At 63.7% G+C, this 19746-nt stretch carries 12 protein-coding genes and 2 pseudogenes; 7 read left to right on the plus strand and 7 right to left on the minus strand.

What is annotated here, in order from left to right; translation table 11 throughout:
• Positions 1–84 precede the first annotated feature (84 nt).
• Positions 85–1371: pseudogene (locus DJ563_RS05245) on the minus strand (PDC sensor domain-containing protein); the annotation flags it as partial.
• A gap of 188 nt (positions 1372–1559) precedes the next feature.
• On the opposite strand from DJ563_RS05245, the gene DJ563_RS05250 reads away from it, so the two are divergent.
• Positions 1560–2879: a Na+/H+ antiporter family protein gene (locus DJ563_RS05250; protein WP_434518960.1), complete on the plus strand. Its 1320-nt coding sequence runs from the start codon at positions 1560–1562 to the stop codon at positions 2877–2879.
• Positions 2880–2883: 4 nt separating this feature from the next.
• On the opposite strand, the gene DJ563_RS05255 is transcribed toward DJ563_RS05250, so the two are convergent.
• From DJ563_RS05255 to DJ563_RS05265, 3 genes are all read right to left on the minus strand, one after another.
• Positions 2884–3891 (minus strand): FecR family protein, encoded by a 1008-nt coding sequence (locus DJ563_RS05255; protein ID WP_274099409.1) that lies wholly within the window; start codon positions 3889–3891, stop codon positions 2884–2886.
• A gap of 169 nt (positions 3892–4060) precedes the next feature.
• The gene (locus tag DJ563_RS05260) at positions 4061–5830 is read right to left on the minus strand and encodes an acyl-CoA dehydrogenase C-terminal domain-containing protein (RefSeq protein WP_434518961.1); all 1770 of its coding nucleotides are present in this window, start codon (positions 5828–5830) and stop codon (positions 4061–4063) included.
• Between the two features lie 81 nt (positions 5831–5911).
• Positions 5912–7534: an acyl-CoA synthetase gene (locus tag DJ563_RS05265; protein ID WP_274099411.1), complete on the minus strand. Its 1623-nt coding sequence runs from the start codon at positions 7532–7534 to the stop codon at positions 5912–5914.
• A 196-nt stretch (positions 7535–7730) separates the two neighbouring features.
• Here DJ563_RS05265 and DJ563_RS05270 point away from each other — a divergent pair, with 196 nt between their 5' ends.
• The 6 genes from DJ563_RS05270 (at position 7731) to DJ563_RS05295 (ending at position 14179) form a co-directional block, all read left to right on the plus strand.
• Entirely contained in the window at positions 7731–9137 is a 1407-nt protein-coding gene (locus tag DJ563_RS05270) for a sensor histidine kinase (RefSeq protein ID WP_434518962.1), read from the plus strand.
• Between the two features lie 12 nt (positions 9138–9149).
• Entirely contained in the window at positions 9150–9767 is a 618-nt protein-coding gene (locus DJ563_RS05275) for a response regulator transcription factor (protein ID WP_274099413.1), read from the plus strand.
• 125 nt (positions 9768–9892) lie between these two features.
• Positions 9893–10366, plus strand: a complete 474-nt coding sequence (locus DJ563_RS05280) for a MarR family winged helix-turn-helix transcriptional regulator (RefSeq protein ID WP_033697451.1) — start codon at positions 9893–9895, stop codon at positions 10364–10366.
• Between the two features lie 30 nt (positions 10367–10396).
• Positions 10397–11590: an HlyD family efflux transporter periplasmic adaptor subunit gene (locus DJ563_RS05285; protein WP_274099414.1), complete on the plus strand. Its 1194-nt coding sequence runs from the start codon at positions 10397–10399 to the stop codon at positions 11588–11590.
• The gene (locus DJ563_RS05290) at positions 11587–13122 is read left to right on the plus strand and encodes a DHA2 family efflux MFS transporter permease subunit (RefSeq protein ID WP_434518963.1); all 1536 of its coding nucleotides are present in this window, start codon (positions 11587–11589) and stop codon (positions 13120–13122) included. The genes DJ563_RS05285 and DJ563_RS05290 overlap by 4 nt, the downstream gene beginning before the upstream one ends.
• A gap of 310 nt (positions 13123–13432) precedes the next feature.
• The gene (locus DJ563_RS05295) at positions 13433–14179 is read left to right on the plus strand and encodes an SDR family oxidoreductase (protein WP_186663583.1); all 747 of its coding nucleotides are present in this window, start codon (positions 13433–13435) and stop codon (positions 14177–14179) included.
• 6 nt (positions 14180–14185) lie between these two features.
• Here the strand turns inward: DJ563_RS05295 and DJ563_RS05300 are convergent, their stop codons facing one another.
• The 3 genes and pseudogenes from DJ563_RS05300 to DJ563_RS05310 all read right to left on the minus strand — a co-directional run bounded on the left by DJ563_RS05300 (position 14186) and on the right by DJ563_RS05310 (position 19723).
• On the minus strand, positions 14186–15910 hold the full coding sequence (locus tag DJ563_RS05300) for an ATP-binding protein (RefSeq protein ID WP_434518964.1): 1725 nt from the start codon (positions 15908–15910) through the stop codon (positions 14186–14188).
• A 30-nt stretch (positions 15911–15940) separates the two neighbouring features.
• Positions 15941–18010, minus strand: a complete 2070-nt coding sequence (locus tag DJ563_RS05305; protein WP_434518965.1) for a PAS domain-containing protein — start codon at positions 18008–18010, stop codon at positions 15941–15943.
• Between the two features lie 64 nt (positions 18011–18074).
• Positions 18075–19723, minus strand: a pseudogene (locus DJ563_RS05310) (ATP-binding protein).
• Between the last annotated feature and the right edge of the window lie 23 nt (positions 19724–19746).

The following is a 19746-nucleotide window of genomic DNA, read 5'->3' on the forward strand; positions in this document are numbered from 1 at the left end:
GGCGATGGCCGAGGACTGGTCGGCGGTGCCTCGGGCGGCCTGTACCGATTGTTTGACCTCGGCAATGGTCGGCTGCAGCTTGTCGAGGAAACGGTTGAACCAACCCGCCAGCTCGCCCAGTTCGTCCTGCTTCTGGTAGGTCAGGCGGCGGGTCAGGTCACCTTCGCCGCTGGCAATGTCCTTGAGCATCGCCGCCACACCGAGAATCGGCCGGGTGACGCCGCGGGCCATCAACCACACCAGCAGCAGGCCGGCGATCGCGGCGGCCAGGCCCAGGCCCAGCTCCAGCAGGGTGCCACTGGTGTTCAGTACGTCCAGTTCCTGCTTCAGCGTTTCGGCAGGCCCGGTCAGGGCGTTTTCCGGTACATCCAGCAGCACCCCCCAGGGCTGAGCGCCAGGGATCGGCTCGAAGGCGGCAAGTACTTTGAGGCGCTGCTGGTCGTGCAGGATGCTCAACTTGCCTTCGGCCAGCTTGCGCACCAGTTCGGCGCCCTTGGCCGTGTCGACCTGGTCGAAGCGCTGGGCCAGCTTGCCGGCATCGGCGCTGTAGCCGGCCAGCAGGCCCACCGGGCTGAGGATGCCGACGGTGGTGCGGCCTTCGTAGAGGCTGTGGCTGGCATTCTGGGTCAAGGCCTGCAGGCTGTTGAGGTTGATGTCGATGGACAGGGTGGCGATCACCTTGCCGTTGACTGCCAGGGGGAAGACGATGCTGGTCATCAGCACCCGCTGGCCATCGATGTCATAGAAGTAGGGTTCCACCACGCAGACCTTGCCAGTGCTGCGCGGGCACACCCACCAGGTGTTGGCGGGCTGGCCGCTGGGGCCGATCTCGGTGTTGGCCATGTCCTGTTCGGGCAGGGCCATGGCGGTCAGCTGGCCGGCACGCGGTTGCGACCAGTACAGCGCGAAACGCCCGGTTTCGTTGCTGCCCAGCTCGGGCTTGGCGGTGAACAGGTTGTCCTTGTTGTCCAGCGCGTTGGGCTCGAACACCAGCGACAAACCGAGCAGGTCAGGGTTGGCCTGCAGCGCGGCACGTACCTGGCGCGTCATGTCCTCGCGCAGGTCGTAGGCATCGAGAAAGCGCTTTTCGGCCTGCTCGCGCAGGAACAGTACCTGGCGGGCGAAGCCGGCGCCGTACTGGTAGGCGTCCATGAACTGACGGCGAATGTTCAAGGCCTGCACTTCACCTTGCGACTCGATGCGCCCCTGGGCCGCCTCGGTGAGCATCTGCATGCTGCTTGCCTTGACCAGGTCTGAACTGTGGTCCATGCGGTACAGCGAGAGGCCGACGAGCAGGGTGACGATACCGGCCAGGCAGAGACCGGCAAGCAGGGTGATCTTCCACTGGATGGAAAGGTGTCGCAAAGGCATGGGGCGAATCCCTTGTAATAGTGCTGGCTGACGACTGTGTCGGCCGCGGTGTTTTTTTCTTTATTCAAACGTTCAATTTAAACTCGAAGGGGCTGGGTAATGCGCCGACACCTGGCGCTTTTGACATCTGCCGCCCACTGCTTCAGAGTGCGCGCTTTTTTGTCCGCAGCTACGAGGAAAGCCAAACCATGAATGCAGTGATCGCCGCAGTCGGCATCATGCTGATACTCAGCCTGTCGCGCGTGCACGTGGTCATCGCCCTGATCATCGGCGCGCTGGTCGGTGGCCTGGTCGGTGGGCTAGGCATCGAGGGGACGCTCAAGGCCTTCAACGGCGGCCTGGGCGGGGGTGCCACGGTGGCGCTGTCGTATGCGCTGCTGGGTGCCTTTGCGGTGGCCATCGCCAAGTCCGGGCTGGCGCATGCCCTGGCTGACCGAGCCCTGGCCATGATCGATCGCCAGGGCCATGCCAATGGCGGCAAGGTCAAGTGGCTGCTGATCGGCCTGATGCTGGTGGTGGCGGTGTCGTCGCAGAACATCCTGCCCATCCACATCGCCTTTATCCCGCTGCTGGTGCCGCCGCTGCTGTATGTGCTGACGCGGTTGCGCATCGACCGCCGGCTGATCGCCTGCGTGATCACCTTTGGCCTGATCACGCCCTACATGTTCCTGCCGGTGGGCTTTGGCAACATCTTCCTCAACGAAATCCTGCTGGCCAACGTCGCCCGGGCCGGGGTCGATGTGAGTGGCGTCAACGTCACCCATGCCATGGCCATTCCGGCGGCTGGCATGCTCGCCGGCCTGCTGCTGGCGGTGTTGTTCAGTTACCGCAAGAAGCGTGATTACGACCTGGCGCGTATCGAGCAGGTCGAGCAGGTGAGCGTGCAATACAACCCATTGACCCTGATGGTCGCGGGCCTGGCGATCGCCGCAGCGTTCATTGTTCAGCTGTGGCTGAACTCGATGATCATCGGCGCCATGGTCGGGTTCCTGATCTTCTCGCTGTCTGGCATCGTGCGCTGGAAAGACACCGACGACCTGTTCACCGAAGGCATGAAGATGATGGCCATGATCGGCTTCATCATGATTGCCGCCTCGGGCTTTGCCGATGTGATGAAGGCCACGGGCGAGGTCAACAGCCTGGTCCAGGCGTCGGCGCAGTGGATCGACCATAGCAAGGGCGTCGGCGCTTTGCTGATGCTGCTGGTGGGCTTGCTGGTGACCATGGGCATCGGCTCGTCGTTTTCCACCGTGCCCATCCTGGCGGCGATCTTCGTGCCACTGTGCGTGCAGCTGGGCTTCGACCCGCTGGCCACGGTGTGTATTGTCGGCACCGCCGGGGCGTTGGGGGATGCTGGTTCGCCAGCGTCGGACTCGACCCTGGGGCCGACCTCGGGCCTGAATGTGGATGGCCAGCACCACCATATCTGGGACACTGTGGTGCCGACCTTCCTCCATTACAACCTGCCGCTGTTGGCCTTCGGCTGGTTGGCGGCGATGACGCTGTAAGGCGTCAGCCCTTGCCGGGCGGCGGCGAAATGCGGTTGAGGACGGTGCTGCCGTCCTTGCTGCGGGTCAGGTACACCGGCAGTACCTTGGGCAGGTTGTTGACCAGGCGCCCGACTTCACGGGTGTTGTAGATGCCGCTGATGCGGATCCGGCCGGTGCTGGCATCAGCCAGCAGCAGCGGGGCGTCGAGGTAGCGGTTGATCACCGGCAGCGCCTGCTCCAGGCTCAGGTTGTCGAGCACCAGCTTGCCACTGCGCCAGGCCAGGGTGTTGCCGTAATCGTCGCTCTGCTCCAGTTGTGGCTCGAAATCACCTTTGTGATAGCTGGCCTGCATCCCAGGGCCGAGGCGGTAACCGCCCGCGCTGCCGTCGCTGGTGACCAGCACCGAGCCTTCCACCAGCGTGACCTTGACCTGGTCCTGGTACTTCCACACGTTGAACTGGGTGCCGGTGACGCGGGTCTGGCCGCGGCCTGCGCGGACGATGAACGGGTGTGCACTGTCGTGCTGCACCTTGAAAAACGCCTCGCCGCGCTTGAGGGTGACCTGGCGCTGGTCTTTGTAGTTGAGGTAGGTCAGCTCGGTGTTGAGGTTGAGTTCGACCGTGCTGCCGTCGCTCAGCTCCACCGTCTGCATCCGGTTGCTGGCTTCGAAGTGCTGGTAGTGGTTCGGCAGCCAGCCTTGTTCCCAGCCTATCCAGCCGGCCAAGGGCAGCACCGCCAGGGCAATGGCCGCGGCCGAGGCCAGCGGGCGCCAGTTGCGTACCCGCGGTGCTTGGCGTGCCGGCGGATTGAAATCGACCACGGTGGCGTTGCGTGGCAGCAGGTCGGCGGTTTGCCAGATCTCCAGCATCGCGTGGTATTCCTCGGCGTGCCGTGGGTCGGCCGCCAGCCAGCGGGCGAACGCCTCACGCTCGGCCGCAGTGCAATCTTCGGCGTGCAGGCGCATGCACCAATGCGCGGCGGCGTCGGTGATGGCATCGTCTGAGCTGGGATTGAGGCGGTCGTGGTTCATTGCGGCTCCGGGTTTTGCGCATTCTACCCTTGCAAAGGGGTCCCGAGAACCGAGGTAATGGCGAATGACTATCAGTTGTGACGGTTTTTCGTCGGATTTGCAATGGAATTTCAGCGTTTGAGAACCCTTCGCGGGCAACGCCGGGGGGCGCTGCGCACCCCTGGGCCGATCAGAACTGCGCTTCTGTCATGCCATAAAGGCTGGCGCTGCCCGCCCGCATGCTTGCCTCCAGCCCAAGACTGCGCGGCAGGATGCGCTGGAAGAAGAACGCCGCACAGGCCAGCTTCGCCCCATGGAAAGCGGGGTCTTGTTCATGCTTGGCCTGCGCCACGGCGGCCATGCGCGCCCACATGTAGGCATAGGCGGTGAGGCCGAACAGGTGCAGGTACTCCACGGCCACGCTGCTGACCAGGTTGGCGTCTTCGCCGGCCTGGGCCCGCAGCCACGCACTGGTCGCCTCCAGGCGCGCAACGCTGGCCTGCAGAGCTTCGCGATGCAGCGGCGCGGCCACGCTGAACGCGCGCACTTCGGCGGTGAAGCTGGCCAGGGCCTGGCCACCATCGGCCAGTACCTTGCGCCCGAGCAGGTCGAGGGCCTGGATGCCGTTGGTGCCTTCGTAGATCTGAGCGATGCGCACGTCGCGCACACGCTGTTCCTGGCCCCATTCGCGGATGTAGCCATGGCCACCGTACACCTGCTGGCCGAGCACGCAGCTTTCCAGGCCATTGTCGGTGAAAAAGGCCTTGGCCACTGGTGTGAGCAGCGCCACCAGGCGCTGGGCATGTTCACGCTCGCCTGCGTCTTCGGCGTAACGGGCCAGGTCCAGTTGTTGCCCCACGTAGGCCGCGAATGCCCGGCCGCCCTCGGTGAGGGTGCGCATGGTCAGCAGCATACGCCGCACATCGCCATGCTGGATGATCGGGTCGGCCACCTTGCCCCGCGCCTGCGGGCCGCTGGCGGCGCGGCTCTGCAGGCGTTCGCTGGCGTAGCGCGCAGCGCTCTGGTACGACGCTTCGGCGCAGCCGATACCCTGGATGCCGATGGACAACCGCTCGTAATTCATCATGGTGAACATGGCCGCCAGGCCCTTGTTCGCTTCGCCCACCAGGTAGCCCGTGGCGCCATCGAAGTTCATCACGCAGGTGGCCGAGGCCTTGATGCCCATTTTGTGCTCGACCGAGCCGCAATGCACGGTGTTGCGCTCACCCAGGCTGCCATCGGCATTGACCTGGTACTTGGGCACCAGGAACAGCGAGATACCTTTGGCGCCTGTGGGGGCATCCGGCAGCTTGGCCAGCACCAGGTGGACGATGTTCTCGGTCAGGTCCTGCTCGCCACCGGTGATGAAGATCTTGCTGCCAGCGATGCGATAACTGCCATCGGCGTGTGGCTCGGCGCGGGTGCGGATCAACCCCAGGTCGGTGCCGGCCTGGGGCTCGGTCAGGCACATGGTGCCGGCCCAGCGGCCTTCGTAGAGCGGTGGCAGGTAGGTGGCCTTGAGCGTCTCGCTGGCGTGGGCATCGATCGCCAGGCAACTGCCGGCGCTCAAGGCGGAATACAGGCTGAAGCTGCAGTCGGCGGCGTAGAGCATCTCTTCGAACAGCACGCCAAGCATCTTCGGCATGCCCATGCCGCCATGCTCGGGGTTGCCCCCCAAGCCGACCCAGCCGCCTTCCCGGTAGGTGCGCCAGGCTTCGCGGAAACCGTCCGGGGTGCTCACCTGCCCGGCCTCGAAGTGCACACCTTGTTCGTCACCGTTGCGGCTGAGCGGGGCGATCAGTTGGCCGGTGACCTTGGCCGCTTCTTCGAGGATGGCATCGGCGGTGTCGGCGTCGATGCGCTCGGCCAGGGCGGGCAGGCGTGCCCACAGGGCAGGGGCGTTGAAAACGTCACGCAGAATAAAGCGCATGTCGCGCAGGGGGGCGATGTAGTCGGTCATCAGCGGCTCGGTAGGTGCAAAAGCAAAGGGTGTGGGTGCTGGCCTCGGCGCCGGTTTGCCGACGACGAGGCCCATGAACGGTCAGAGGGCTTTGGCCCGGTCGCGCAGGAGGTACTTCTGGATCTTGCCGGTGGAGGTCTTCGGCAGTTCGCCAAAAATCACCGTCTTGGGCACCTTGAAGCCCGCCAGGTGCTCCCGGCACCAACTGCTGATGTCGGCTTCGCGGGTGTCTTCCCGGCCAGGCTTGAGGGCAACGAAGGCGCACGGCGTCTCGCCCCATTTCTCGTCGGGGCGTGCCACCACAGCGGCTTCAAGCACCGCCGGGTGCTTGTACAAGGCGTCCTCGACCTCGATGGTAGAGATGTTCTCGCCACCGGAGATGATGATGTCCTTGAGCCGGTCCTTGATCTCGACATAGCCATCGGCGTGCCACACGGCCAGGTCGCCGGTATGGAACCAGCCACCGCGGAAGGCTTCGGCCGTGGCTTCGGGGTTTTTCAGGTAGCCCTTCATCACTGTGTTGCCACGCATGAAGATCTCGCCCAGGGTGTTGCCGTCGCGCGGCACCGCTGCAAGGGTTTGCGGGTCGGCGACCATCAGGCCGTCGAGTGTCGGGTAGCGCACGCCCTGGCGCGACTTGATGCGCGCACGTTCCTCGAGCGGCAGCCCGTCCCACGCTTCATGCCAGGCGCATACCGTCACTGGCCCGTATACCTCGGTCAGGCCGTAGGTGTGGGTCACCTGAATGCCCATTTCTTCCACTGCGCCGATCACCTTGGCCGGTGGCGCGGCACCTGCGACCATCGCCTGCACCGGGTGCTCGATGGCAGCCTTGGCGGCCTCAGGCATGTTGACCAAGGCGTTGAGCACGATGGGTGCGCCGCACAGGTGCGTGACCCGATGTTCGCGGATCAGGGTGAGGATCTTCTGCGGGTCGACCCGGCGCAGGAACACGTGGGTGCCTGCCAGGGCGGTGATGGTCCAGGGGTAGCACCAGCCGTTGCAGTGGAACATCGGCAGGGTCCACAGGTACACCGGGCGGTGGCCCATGGCCCAGGTCATCTGGTTGCCCAGGGCATTGAGGTAAGCGCCGCGATGGTGATAGACCACGCCCTTGGGGTTGCCGGTGGTGCCGGAGGTGTAGTTGAGGGAAATGGCCTGCCATTCGTCATCGGGCCATTCCCAGGCGAAGTCCGGGTCGCCCTCGGCCAGCAGGGCCTCGTAATCCAGCTCGCTGACCGCGCGGCCTTCGCCGTACTCCGGGTCATCGACATCGACCACCAGGGGCGGGTGTTCGAGCAAGGCGAGGGCGGCTTCGATGACCGAGTGGAATTCGCGGTCGGTGATCAGCACCTTGGCCTCGCCGTGTTGCAGCATGAAGGCGATGGCCTCGGCGTCCAGGCGAACGTTGAGGGTGTTGAGCACTGCACCGGTCATGGGGATGCCGAAGTGCGCTTCGAGCATGGCCGGGGTGTTTGGCAGCATGACCGCTACCGTGTCGCCACGCCCGATGCCACGGCCGGCCAGTGCGCTGGCCAGGCGCCGGCAGCGTTGGTAGGTTTCCTGCCAGTTGCGGCGTATGGCGCCGTGGATGACAGCCGGGTAGTTGCCATACACGGCTGCGGTGCGTTCGATAAAGCTCAGTGGGGTGAGGGCGACGTGGTTGACGGCAGTGGGCATCAGGCCCTGGGCATAGATCGACATGCGGTAATCCTGTAAGGGAGGCAGGCGCAGGCTGTGCGCTTGGCCCCCGATGGCTGATTGTTAGCTCTGTTCAGGGTGTGGGAAGGCGTACGGTTGGCCGCAATTTCCCTGTCGCAGTTTTACGCGAGTCGCTATGGTAGATGGAATATCGACTATAGCAATATAGTAAAACTACTATAACAACGAGCCTCACAACGTGGACAAGCCCCTCTCTCCTTTGCTCGCCAAAGACCCCCAGCCCAGCCTGCTGCTGGCCGCCGATGCCACGCCGCTGGCCAGCAACCCGGCCTTGCAGGCCTGGGTTGATGAAGGCCCAGCGTTGGCCTGCTGGCTGCCCGCCAACTGCGCCGCACTGGTGCGCGCCTGCCTGCGACAGCACCGGGCAATTGCCGATGTGCAAGTAGAGGTGGGCGAGCGCATCGTGCTGTGGACGTTCATCCCCGACGAACAAGGCCAGCAGGTGCTCGGCCGCTGCCGTGACGCCAGTGCCGAGCGCCACGGAGCGCGTGAAGCCAGCCGCGCCCGGCGCCTGTACCGCTTGATCATCGAGAACACCACCGACCTGATTTCCCGGCACAGCCCCGATGGCCGTTTTCTTGATGCCTCACCGGCGGCGTTCCGCCTGTTGGGCCTGTGGCCCGAGCAACTGCGAGGCATGGCCGTACGGACCTTGCTGCACCCGCGCGAGCGCCGCCAGGTGCTGGCTCAGGCCGCCGCCGCCCTGGACCAGGACGGTTATCACACCATGACCTGCCGGGTGCGCCAGGCCGCTGGCGGCTACCGCTGGTTCGAGATCGCCAGCCGCGCCATCCGCGAAACCTATACCGGGGCCGTGGTGGAGATCGTCAGTGTCTCGCGTGACATCACCTTGCGCATCGAGGCCCAGGAGAACCTGGCGCACAGTGCCCGGCTCGCCACCTTGGGTGAGCTGGCCTCGGGCATCGCCCACGAGATCAATCAACCGTTGGCGGCGGTGGTCAACTATGCCAATGCCAGCCAGCGCTACCTGCAGGGCCTGGAGCGCGACCCGCAGGCACGCGTGCGGGTCGGGCAGGGGCTGCAACGCATCACCGAACAGGCGACCCACGCCGCGCAAGTGATCCGCCGGCTGCGGGTGTTTCTGCGTAAAGGGCCGCGGCGGCTACAGGCGCTGGACATGCTCGATGTCGCCAACGAGGCCATGCGCCTGTGTGCCTGGGAGGCGGCGCGTGACCAGGTCAGCTTCGAGCTGCGCGTGAGTGCGCAATTACCGGCGGTGTATGCCGACCGGGTATTGCTCGAGCAGGTGCTGCTGAACCTGCTGCGCAACGCCATCGATGCCAACCGCGAGCAGCATGGCGAACGCCCGTCACGTATCCTCCTGGCCGCCGTGCGCGAGGGTGATGGGGTGTTGGTGGAGGTGGCCGACCAAGGGCCAGGGGTTGCGGCCGAACGCCTGGAAGACATCTTTACCCCGTTCACCACCAGCAAGGCCGATGGCCTGGGGCTGGGTTTGAGCATGAGCCGCAGCCTTGTCGAAGGGTTTGGCGGCAGTGTGTGGGCACGTGCGGGCGAGCAGGGCGGTTTGGTAGTGTGCTGCCGCCTGGCGGTGAGCAGGGGATAAGAGGAGGTCAGGGTGCAAGCGAAAGTGTATGTGGTCGACGACGACCAGGGCATGCGTGATTCCACGGTCTGGCTGTTGCAGTCGGTGGGGCTTGAGGCCCTGTCGTTTGCCAGTGGCCAGGCGTTTCTGGACGCGTGCCGGGATGATGGACCGGCCTGCGTGCTGCTGGATGTGCGGATGCCGGGGCTGGGTGGGCTGGCGGTGCAGCAGCTGATGAGGGAGCGGGGCCTGGACTTGCCGGTGATCTTCGTCAGCGGCCATGCCGATGTGCCGATCGTGGTGCGGGCATTCAAGGCCGGTGCCTGCGACTTCATCGAAAAGCCGTACAGTGACCAGTTGCTGCTCGACAGTGTGCAGGAAGCGCTGGAGCGCGCCGGCCGCGTGCGTCAGGGCAACCAGGCGCTGGCCCGGGTGCAGGCGCGCATCGATGGCCTGACGCCGCGAGAGCGCGATGTGTTCGTACCGCTGGCCCAAGGCCTGAGCAACCGCGAGATCGCCGAGCAGTTGGGGGTTAGCGTGAAAACCGTGGACTTGTACCGGGGGCGGGTGATGAAACGGCTGCAGGCCGGCAGCCTGGCCGAGCTGGTGGGCATGGCGATTGCCTGTGGCGCGGTGCCGGCGTTGGCGTAGCAGCGCAACCACATCAGCAAGTCATGAGCGTCAAATCATGAAGTTTTGCATAGCAGCCTAATCAAAGCTTTGACATTCACTGCCTAGGCAGTAATATTTTCACACAATTACCCACGGCAGATCCCATGGCGCATTTTTCTCCCGAGAATTTCCAGACCTGTGCCATTGGCATGCTGTTGGGCCGCGCGGCGATCCTCAAGGACCGCATTCTCGACTGGCACCTTGAATCCGAGGGCGTCACCGCCGCGCAGTTCAAAGTGTTGATCATCGTCACCCAGTACCAGGTCGACACCCCGGCCGAGCTGTGCCGCTACCTGGGCCTGGACAGTGGTTCGATGACCCGCATGCTCGATCGCCTCGAACAGAAGGGCCTGATCGTACGCAACCGTTGCGCCGACGATCGCCGCCAGGTGCGCCTGGCCCTGACCGACGATGGCCAGCGCCTGGCTGATCGGCTGCCAGAGATCGGTGCGGCGGCGATGAACGAATTGTGCGGCGTGCTGCAACCTGAAGAACTCAAGACCCTCGAGGGCTTGCTGGCCAAGGTGCTGCTCAGCGCTGGCGACCCCCTGACGATCCGCCGCTTCGGCGATCGTTGATCCCTGTTACGCATTATCCAAGGTATTGTCATGGCCACTCCCACAGACACCACACCCCCCGCCGACGCACCCGAGCCGTCGCGCAAACGCAAGGCCTGGCTGCTCGGCCTGCTGCTGCTGTTGATTGTTGGCGGCATCGGCGCCTGGGCCTGGTACTCCCTGGTCGGGCGTTGGCACGAGAGCACCGATGACGCCTACGTCAACGGCAACGTGGTAGAGATCACCCCGCTGGTGACCGGTACCGTCACCAGCATTGGTGCCGATGACGGCGACCTGGTCCATGCCGGCCAGGTGTTGCTGCAATTCGACCCGGCCGACAGCGAGGTGGCGCTGCAGTCCGCCGAAGCCAAACTGGCGCGCACGGTACGCCAGGTGCGTGGCCTGTACAGCAACGTGGATGCGCTCAAGGCCCAGTTGCAGACACGCCAGGCCGAGTTGCAGAAGGCCCAGGACAATTACAACCGGCGCAAGGTGCTGGCCGACAGCGGGGCGATTGCGGCGGAAGAAATCTCCCACGCCCGCGACGACCTGAGCGTCGCCCAGAGCGCCCTCACCAGCGCCCGCCAGCAGCTCAATACCAGCTCCGCGCTGGTGGATGACACCGTGGTGTCCTCGCACCCGGAAGTCATGGCGGCCGCGGCCGACCTGCGCCAGGCCTACCTGGACAATGCCCGCACCACCCTGGTGGCGCCGGTGACCGGTTATGTCGCCAAGCGCACCGTGCAACTGGGGCAGCGCCTGCAACCTGGCACCGCGACCATGGCGGTGATCCCCCTGGACCAGGTGTGGATCGATGCCAACTTCAAGGAAACCCAGCTGCGCGACATGCGCATCGGTCAGCCCGTGGAAATCAGCGCCGACCTGTACGGCAGCGAGGTCAAGTACAGCGGCACGGTGGACAGCCTCGGTGCAGGTACGGGCAGCGCCTTCGCGCTGCTGCCGGCGCAAAATGCCACCGGCAACTGGATCAAGATCGTGCAGCGGGTACCGGTGCGTATTCACTTGAGCCCTGATCAGCTCAAGGACCATCCACTGCGTATCGGCCTGTCCACGGTGGTCGAGGTCGACTTGCACGACCAGAGCGGCCCGACCCTGGCCCAGCAGCCCCCGCAACAGGCCAGCTACACCACCCAGGTGTATGACCGTCAACTGGTCGAAGCCGACCACCTGATTGCGCGGCTGATTCACGACAACAGCGCAGCCGGCAAGACGGCGCAGCGATGAGCAACCAGGCCGCCGCCCAGTTCACCCCGCCGAGCCTGTTGCTGACCACCATCGGCCTGTCGTTGGCGACGTTCATGCAAGTGCTCGACACCACCATCGCCAACGTGGCCTTGCCGACCATTTCCGGCAACCTGGGGGTGAGCTACGAGCAGGGCACCTGGGTAATCACCTCGTTCGCGGTGAGCAACGCGATCGCCTTGCCGCTGACGGGCTGGCTGAGCCGGCGCTTTGGTGAGGTGAAGCTGTTCATCTGGGCCACGTTGCTGTTCGTGCTGGCATCGTTCCTGTGCGGGATCGCCCAGTCGATGCCGGAGCTGGTGGGCTTTCGTGTGCTGCAAGGGGTGGTGGCGGGGCCGTTGTACCCGATGACCCAGACCTTGCTGATTGCCGTGTACCCTCCGGCCAAGCGGGGCATGGCCCTGGCGCTGCTGGCGATGGTCACGGTGGTGGCGCCGATTGCCGGGCCGATACTGGGCGGCTGGATCACCGACAGTTACAGCTGGCCATGGATCTTCTTCATCAACGTCCCCATCGGCCTGTTCGCCGCCGCCGTGGTACGCCAACAGATGCGCACGCGGCCGGTGGTGACCAGCCGTCAGCCGATGGACTACATCGGCCTGCTGACGCTGATCGTCGGTGTCGGTGCGTTGCAGGTGGTGCTCGACAAGGGCAATGACCTGGACTGGTTCGAGTCGTCGTTCATCATCATCGGCAGCCTGATCTCGGTGGTGTTCCTGGCGGTGTTCGTGATCTGGGAACTGACCGACCGGCACCCGGTGGTGAACCTGCGGTTGTTCGTGCACCGCAACTTCCGGGTCGGCACCATCGTCTTGGTCGGGGGGTATGCGGGGTTCTTCGGTATCAACCTGATCCTGCCGCAGTGGCTGCAGACGCAGATGGGCTATACGGCTACCTGGGCGGGGCTGGCGGTGGCGCCCATCGGGCTGTTGCCGGTGATCATGTCGCCCTTTGTCGGCAAGTACGCGCACCGGTTCGACTTGCGTCTGTTGGCGGGGCTGGCGTTTCTGGCCATTGGCACCAGCTGCTTCATGCGTGCCGGGTTTACCAGTGAGGTGGACTTCCAGCATGTGGCGTTGGTGCAGCTGTTCATGGGGATTGGCGTTGCGTTGTTCTTCATGCCGACGTTGAGCATTCTGCTTTCGGACCTTCCGCCGCATCAGATTGCCGATGGCTCGGGGCTGGCGACGTTCCTGCGTACGCTGGGGGGGAGTTTTGCGGCGTCGTTGACGACCTGGATCTGGATTCGCCGGGCTGATCAGCATCATGCCTACTTGAGCGAGAACATCAGCCAGTTTGACCCGGCGACTCGGCATGCGCTTGAGCAGCTTGGGGGGGCTAGCTCGCAGAATTATGCGCAGTTGGAGCAGATTCTGAATGCGCAGGCTTACATGATGTCGACGGTGGACTACTTCATGATGATGACGTGGGTGTTTGCTGGGTTGATCTTGTTGGTGTGGTTTGCGCGGCCGCCGTTTACGGCCAAGGCTGGGCCGGCTTCGGCTGGGCATTGATGGTCTTTGTCTGTTGGTATTGATATCTGGCGGAGTCCATTTGCGAGGGTGACGCTTAGTCACCTTTCCGCTCTTACAGCGGGTCACTTTTTGGCAAACGCCCCAAAAAGTAACCAAAAAGGGCTGCGCTCCATCATACGGCCCCTACGCTGCGCTTCGGGGTCCCCTCGCTCCTGAGTCGCTGAAGATCAAGATCAAGAGCTGGATCAAGAGCGGGGGGGTTAGCACGCTTTGCAGGGTTGATGTCATTCCCTTGAGTTGGCATTTCCCCTATTGTCGAAGCCCCACTTTCGAACACATTGGCAGACCCATGGAGAATGTCATCGTCATCACTGGCGCCAGTCGAGGTATCGGCGCCGCCACCGCGCTGCTGGCAGCACAGCAGGGTTATCGCATCTGCATCAACTATCACGCCGACGACCAGGCTGCCGAGCATATCCTCAGCCAGGTGCGGGCATTGGGCGCCGAGGCGATTGCCGTGCGCGCCGATGCCAGCGTCGAGGATGAGGTCATCCAGCTGTTTCAGCGCGTCGACCAGGAGCTGGGTCCCGTCACTGCGCTGGTCAACAATGCTGGCACCATCGGCCAGCAAAGCCGCGTCGAGGAGATGTCCGAATTTCGCCTGCTCAAGGTGATGAAGACCAATGTCGTCGGCCCCATGCTCTGCGCCAAACATGCCCTGCTGCGCATGGCACGCCGGCATGGCGGGCAGGGCGGGGCTATCGTCAACGTCTCTTCGGTGGCCGCCCGCCTGGGCTCGCCCAACGAGTATGTCGACTACGCCGCCTCCAAGGGCGCACTGGACACCTTCACCCTCGGCTTGGCCAAGGAAGTGGCGGGGGACGGTGTGCGTGTCAATGGCGTGCGCCCAGGCTACATACACACCGGCTTCCATGCGCTTTCCGGCGACCCCGACCGCGTCGCCAAACTCGAACCCGGTTTGCCCATGGGCCGTGGTGGCCGGCCTGAAGAAGTCGCCGAGGCGATCATCTGGTTGCTCTCGGACAAAGCGTCCTACTCCACTGGCAGCTTCGTCGACCTGGGGGGCGGGCGCTGAGGGCTATCAGCCTTCCAGCAACTGGCCGACCTGCTCGGCAAGCGCCTCAAGGGTAAAGGGCTTGGTCAGCACACGCATGTCCGTATCGAGGTCGCCTTGGCCAAGCGCCGTGCTCTCGTCGTAACCTGTGACGAACAGCACCTTGAGGCCGACGTAGCGTAGGCGCAGCCGGTCGGCCAACTGGCGCCCGTTGATGCCGCCCGGCAAGCCCACGTCACTGACCAGCAGGTCGGGTGGCGGCTGGTTTTCCAGGCCGGCAATCGCCATGGGGCCATCCTCGTACATCTGCACCTCATGGCCCAGGTCATGCAGCACTTCTGCAATGACCAGGCGCATCGCGCTTACATCCTCGACCACGACGATCCGCTTTGCGGCGCCGCTGCTCGGGCGCGCTGCCGGCGCCTGGGGCTTGAGCGCGGCAGGGGCAGGTTGCGCGTGGTACCTCGGCAGGTACAGCAGCACCTGTGTGCCGTGCCCAAGCGTCGATGTGATTTTCAACTGCCCGCCGGATTGCCGCACAAATCCGTAGGTCATCGACAAGCCCAGGCCTGTGCCGCGGCCAAGTGGCTTTGTGGTGAAGAAAGGGTCCACCGCGCGGCTGAGCGTGTCATCCGTCATGCCGCCACCCGTGTCTTCGACACTCAGGCACAGATAGTCGTCAGGCGCCAGTTCCAGCTCGCTGGCGTGTTCAAGCGTCAGCGAGGTATTGCACAGCGCGATATGGACCCGGCCGCCATTGGGCATGGCATCGCGGGCATTGATGCACAGGTTGAGCAGGGCACTCTCAAGCTGAGGAGGGTCGATACGTACCGCCCAGAGGGCGTCTTTGCACTGGTAGTCGATTGCGATGTGGGGGCCGGTGCTGCGGCTGATCAGGTCCAGCATGCCACTGACCAACTCGGCGACATCCGTCGGGCGAGGTTGCAAGGTTTGCTGCCTGGAGAACGCCAGTAGCCGATGCACAAGCGCTGCAGCACGTTGCGCAGCGCCGTGGGCGCTGTCGAGCAGCGGGCTGATCGTTGCTTTGCGCTGGTCGGCTGCAAGCCTGTCTCTGGCCAGTTCCAGAGCGCCGAGGATGCCGCCAAGCAGGTTGTTGAAGTCGTGCGCGATGCCCCCCGTCAACTGGCCCACGGCTTCGACCTTTTGCGCCTGGCGCAACGCTTCCTCGGCCTTCTGGCTCTGCGCCACGGCCAGTTCTACGCGCTGTTCGAGCTCTGCGTTGAGGTGTTGCAGGGCGCTTTCAGCGCGCTTGCGTGCCGTCACGTCACGAAAGATCACCGCAACCTGATGATTGTGAGCAGGCTCAATACGGATTGCCGCAAGGCCCAGGCAGCGCTCGGTGGCCAGCAGCTCGTGCTCGAAATACAGGGGTTTGCCGGTGCGCTCCACCGTACCGAAATAGTCGAGCCAGACCTCGGCCTCGTCGGGGATCACTTCACGCAGGGTGCGGCCCACCACATCGGGCAGCCCGGCATGGCGGCAGTAAGCGGGGTTGGCCATCAAGTGCACGTAATCGCTCAATGGCCCCAGAGGGCCGTCGATGAACTGGATGATGCAGAAGCCTTCTTCCATGTTCTCGAACAGGAATCGGTAACCTTCCGCCTCCTGGGTGCGCTCATGCAACCGCGATAATTCGCTGCTCAACTCGGTATTGCGCCGTTCGAGTTGATCGACCCGTTGGCGTAGAAAATTCAATTCATCGGTAGTGCTCAAGCGAGAGTCACTGGGCATCCTTTGCGCTCCATCCCTATCCAGTGGCCGTTAGTTAATCAGCAGCTGTGCGACTCTATCCGACAGTGCAGCCAGGTCGAAAGGTTTGGTCAGCACGCTGGAAGCCTCCAATGGCTGACCGTTGCTGAGTACGGCGCTTTCATCGTAACCCGTAATGAACAGCACTTTGATATGCGGGTGAAGCACGCGGCATTGCTCGGCGACTTGACGGCCATTGAGCCCGCCGGGCAGGCCGATATCCGTGATCAGCAACTGCGGGGGTTGGCAGTTGCCCAGATAGGCCAGCGCGCTGGGGCCGTTGGCGAATGTCCGCACCTCGTGGCCGAGTTCCTCCAGCACTTCACTGATGATCAGGCTCAGGGGTTGCTGATCTTCCACCAGCACGATGTGCCCGGCGCTCATGCTCTTGGGTTTTGTCGGCAGGGCAGTCGGGGAATCGTTGCTGTTCGTCGTGTGTCTATCAAGGTGGTGCGGCAGGTACAGCACGACCTGCGTACCTTCATCGAGCTTGGAAACGATGCGCAGCTGGCCGCCCGACTGGCGCACGAAACCGTAGACCATGGAAAGCCCAAGGCCAGTGCCCTGGCCCATCGGCTTGGTGGTGAAGAACGGGTCGACTGCGCGTGCCGCCACCTCCGCTGACATGCCTCGGCCATTGTCCTTGACCCGAAGGCGCAGGTAATTGCCCGCAGGCAGGTCGAGTTCTTTGGCAAGCGGCAGGTCAAGCGTCACGTTTTCGCCGTCCAGGGTGATTGCGCCCCCGGCAGGCAGCGCGTCACGGGCGTTGATGCACAAGTTGAGCAGAGCGTTTTCCAGCTGTGGCGGATCGATGAACGTTGGCCACAGGTTCGCGGGGAGGTGGCTGTGCAGCAGGATGGACGGGCCGATGCTGCCGCGAATCAGCTGTTCCATGGCGTTTACCAGATGGGTCACATCGGTGGGCTGCGGTTGCAGGGTCTGCTGGCGCGAAAATGCCAACAGGCGGTGGACCACCGCGGATGCTCGCTGCGCCGCGCCCTGGCCTGCCTCCAGCAGGCTGCCAAGCTGATCGTAACGCGCCTGCTTCAGGCGTTTTTGCATCAGCTCCTGGGCACCAAGGATGCTGCCAAGCAAGTTGTTGAAGTCATGGGCAATGCCGCCACTCAAGTGCCCCACGGCTTCCATCTTCTGGGCATGGCGCAACGCCTCCTCAGCTTTGAGCAGACGCTGTTGGGCTTCGACCCGTTCGCTGATGTCATAAGCGAACAGGTAGGCGCCCTGGATGGCGCCATCAGAGTCACGCAGGCAATTGAAGCGCAGCTCGTAATGCCGCTGTGCAGCCCCTTTGCCGAAACGCTGGGTCAAGGTGAACTGCTCGCCCGACAGCGCGCGTTGCCACAAAGGCATGACCAGGTTCAGGTCGGTGTCATCATCGCCCATCAGCGCGGGCAGGTAGTCGCCCACCTCAGGGGTGGCGCCATACAGGTAATGAAATTCGCGCTTGGCCTGCCGGTTGATCGCCAGCCAGCGCAAATTGCTGTCGATCATGTGCACGTTGGCAAGGCTGTGTTCGACCACCTCGGCTAATAGCCGGCGCTCCGCCAGCGCGGCGCTGACCCGCTGTTCGAGCTCTTCATTCAGGCGCTGAAGGGCAAGCTCCGCACGTCGGCGTTCGGTGACATCCTTGAACAGGACTGCGACCTGGCGTTTTTCGGCGGGCTCGACGCGAAAGGTGGTGACGGAAAGCACATGGCCCGTGGCAACCAGCTCCTGCTCGAAGTGCAGTGGCTCGCCGGTGCGCAGTACTGCGCCATAGCGGGCAACCCAGTCATCCGCTTCGTCGGGTACCATCTCGCGCAGCTTTTGCCCGACCACGTTGGCGATGCCGGCATGTTTCGCGTAAGCCGCATTGGCCACGACATGGACATAGTCGCTCAGTGGGCCATGCGGGCCATCGAAGAACTCGATGATGCAGAAGCCTTCGTCCATGCTGTCGAACAACGACCGGTAGAGGTTCTGATCGTTTTCCAGGTGGCACGCCAGCTGCGACTCCAGCAGAGCGTTACGTTGCTGCAGCTGTTCGATTTGCTGGCGCAGGGAATGCAGGTCGCGGGAAGGCATGCCGACGTCCGACGAAATATGAGGCCCAGACTTTAACGCGTTCACGGCGAGGGCGAAAAGCCGCTCAACGCAAATGCGCGGTAACGCCCAGCAGGCGATCGATGCGCTGCGCAAGTGCCTTGAGCTCGAACGGCTTGCAAAGCACCTCGGTGGGGCCTGCGGGCAAACTTTTGGCCATGCTGCTGGTGATGTCATAACCGGTGATCAGTATCACCGGCGCCTCACTGGCAAGGCTTCGGTAGGCCCCGGCGAGTTGCTGCCCATCGATGCCTCCGGGCAGGCCGACATCGGTGATCAGCAAGTCCGGCAACGGCCCCTCCCGCAATGCACTGAAGGCGCTAAGGCCGTCCTCGCAAACCTGGACCTCGTGCCCCAGTTCTTGCAGCACTTCGCTGAGCACCAGGCGCATGGTCGCCTGATCTTCAACCAGCATGATTCGATAAGGCCTGTGCTGCGGCTTTTCGAGCGTGTCTTCGGGCGCAGCACAGGGGGCCGGGGGCGTGATGCTTTCTTCACGAGGCAGATACAGGTGAACGGTGGTGCCTTGGCCCGGCGTGCTGTCGATGCGTAACTGGCCGCCCGACTGGCGCACAAAGCCGTAGACCATCGACAATCCAAGGCCAGTACCCTGGCCCATGGGCTTGGTGGTGAAGAAGGGATCAAGCGCACGCTGCACAATGTCCTTGCTCATGCCTATGCCGGTGTCGTCCACGCGAATGTGCAAGAACTGCCCCGGCGGCAGGTCCAGGCGGCTCGCCTGGTCCTTGTCGAGTTCGGTGTTTTCACAGCCAATGCACAATGTGCCGCCCAGGGGCATGGCGTCGCGGGCGTTGATGCACAGGTTGAGCAGGGCATTTTCCAACTGCTGAGGGTCGATGCAGATCGACCACAGTCCTGCCTGGGTCAGGTCCTGAAAGTCGATGTGCGAATCGATCGAGCTACGGATCAGGTCGTTCATGTCAGCCACCAGCAGCTGCACATCGATCGGGTGCGCCAGCAATGTCTGCTGGCGCGAAAATGGCGCTGCACCAGCGAGGCCGCGCGCAATGCGTTGTGCTTGCCGACTTCGAGCATCCTGGCCGTATCGAAGTAGCGCTGTTGGCTCAGTCGTTGTTCGGCCAGCTCCAGTGCACCAAGAATGCTTCCCAGCAGGTTGTTGAAATCATGGGCAATGCCGCCGGTCAACTGGCCGACTGCTTCCATTTTCTGCGATTGGCGCAATGCCTCTTCGGTCTGGCGCAGGCGTTCCTGTTCGGCAATCCGTTCGGTAATGTCATAGGCGAACATGTAACCGCCCTGAATGCGCTGCTGCGCATCGCGCAGCGGGGTGTAGCGGATTTCGTAATGGCGAAGGGCATCAGGTGGCCCCAGGGCAATCGTATCGATGAACGCTTCGCCCGCCAGCAGGCGTGGCCATACCGGGGCCAACCGGCCCATGATGTCGGGCTGGTTGGCAAGGAACTGCGGCACATAATCGCCGATTTTTGGCACATAGCCGCGCCAACGCTCGAAGGTTTCGCGGGCAGTGCGGTTGATGGCCAGCAGGCGCATCTTTCGGTCAGCTGCAAACACGTTGGCCAGACTGCTGTCGACCAGTTCACCGAGCAGTTTGTTGTTGGCCTGCGCGATGTCCTCGCGCTCGGTCAGCAAGGCTTCCAGTTCCGCGACGCGTGCCTGCAGCTGGTCGTAGGTGGGTTGAGTGACTGGCTGCATGCTGTCGATCCGTTGAACGGGTC

Origin of the sequence: Pseudomonas sp. NFX1, assembly GCF_051123555.1 — a bacterium.
Classification (GTDB): domain Bacteria; phylum Pseudomonadota; class Gammaproteobacteria; order Pseudomonadales; family Pseudomonadaceae; genus Aquipseudomonas; species Aquipseudomonas capeferrum.

Bases quoted from the DNA above. Each gene is read 5' to 3' on its own strand.
- DJ563_RS05250 (WP_434518960.1), top strand. From the start codon at position 1,560: ATGAATGCAGTGATCGCCGCAGTCGGCATCATGCTGATACTCAGCCTG.
- DJ563_RS05255 (WP_274099409.1), bottom strand. From the start codon at position 3,891: ATGAACCACGACCGCCTCAATCCCAGCTCAGACGATGCCATCACCGAC.
- DJ563_RS05260 (WP_434518961.1), bottom strand. From the start codon at position 5,830: ATGACCGACTACATCGCCCCCCTGCGCGACATGCGCTTTATTCTGCGT.
- DJ563_RS05265 (WP_274099411.1), bottom strand. From the start codon at position 7,534: ATGTCGATCTATGCCCAGGGCCTGATGCCCACTGCCGTCAACCACGTC.
- DJ563_RS05280 (WP_033697451.1), top strand. From the start codon at position 9,893: ATGGCGCATTTTTCTCCCGAGAATTTCCAGACCTGTGCCATTGGCATG.
- DJ563_RS05285 (WP_274099414.1), top strand. From the start codon at position 10,397: ATGGCCACTCCCACAGACACCACACCCCCCGCCGACGCACCCGAGCCG.
- DJ563_RS05290 (WP_434518963.1), top strand. From the start codon at position 11,587: ATGAGCAACCAGGCCGCCGCCCAGTTCACCCCGCCGAGCCTGTTGCTG.
- DJ563_RS05295 (WP_186663583.1), top strand. From the start codon at position 13,433: ATGGAGAATGTCATCGTCATCACTGGCGCCAGTCGAGGTATCGGCGCC.
- DJ563_RS05300 (WP_434518964.1), bottom strand. From the start codon at position 15,910: ATGCCCAGTGACTCTCGCTTGAGCACTACCGATGAATTGAATTTTCTA.
- DJ563_RS05305 (WP_434518965.1), bottom strand. From the start codon at position 18,010: ATGCCTTCCCGCGACCTGCATTCCCTGCGCCAGCAAATCGAACAGCTG.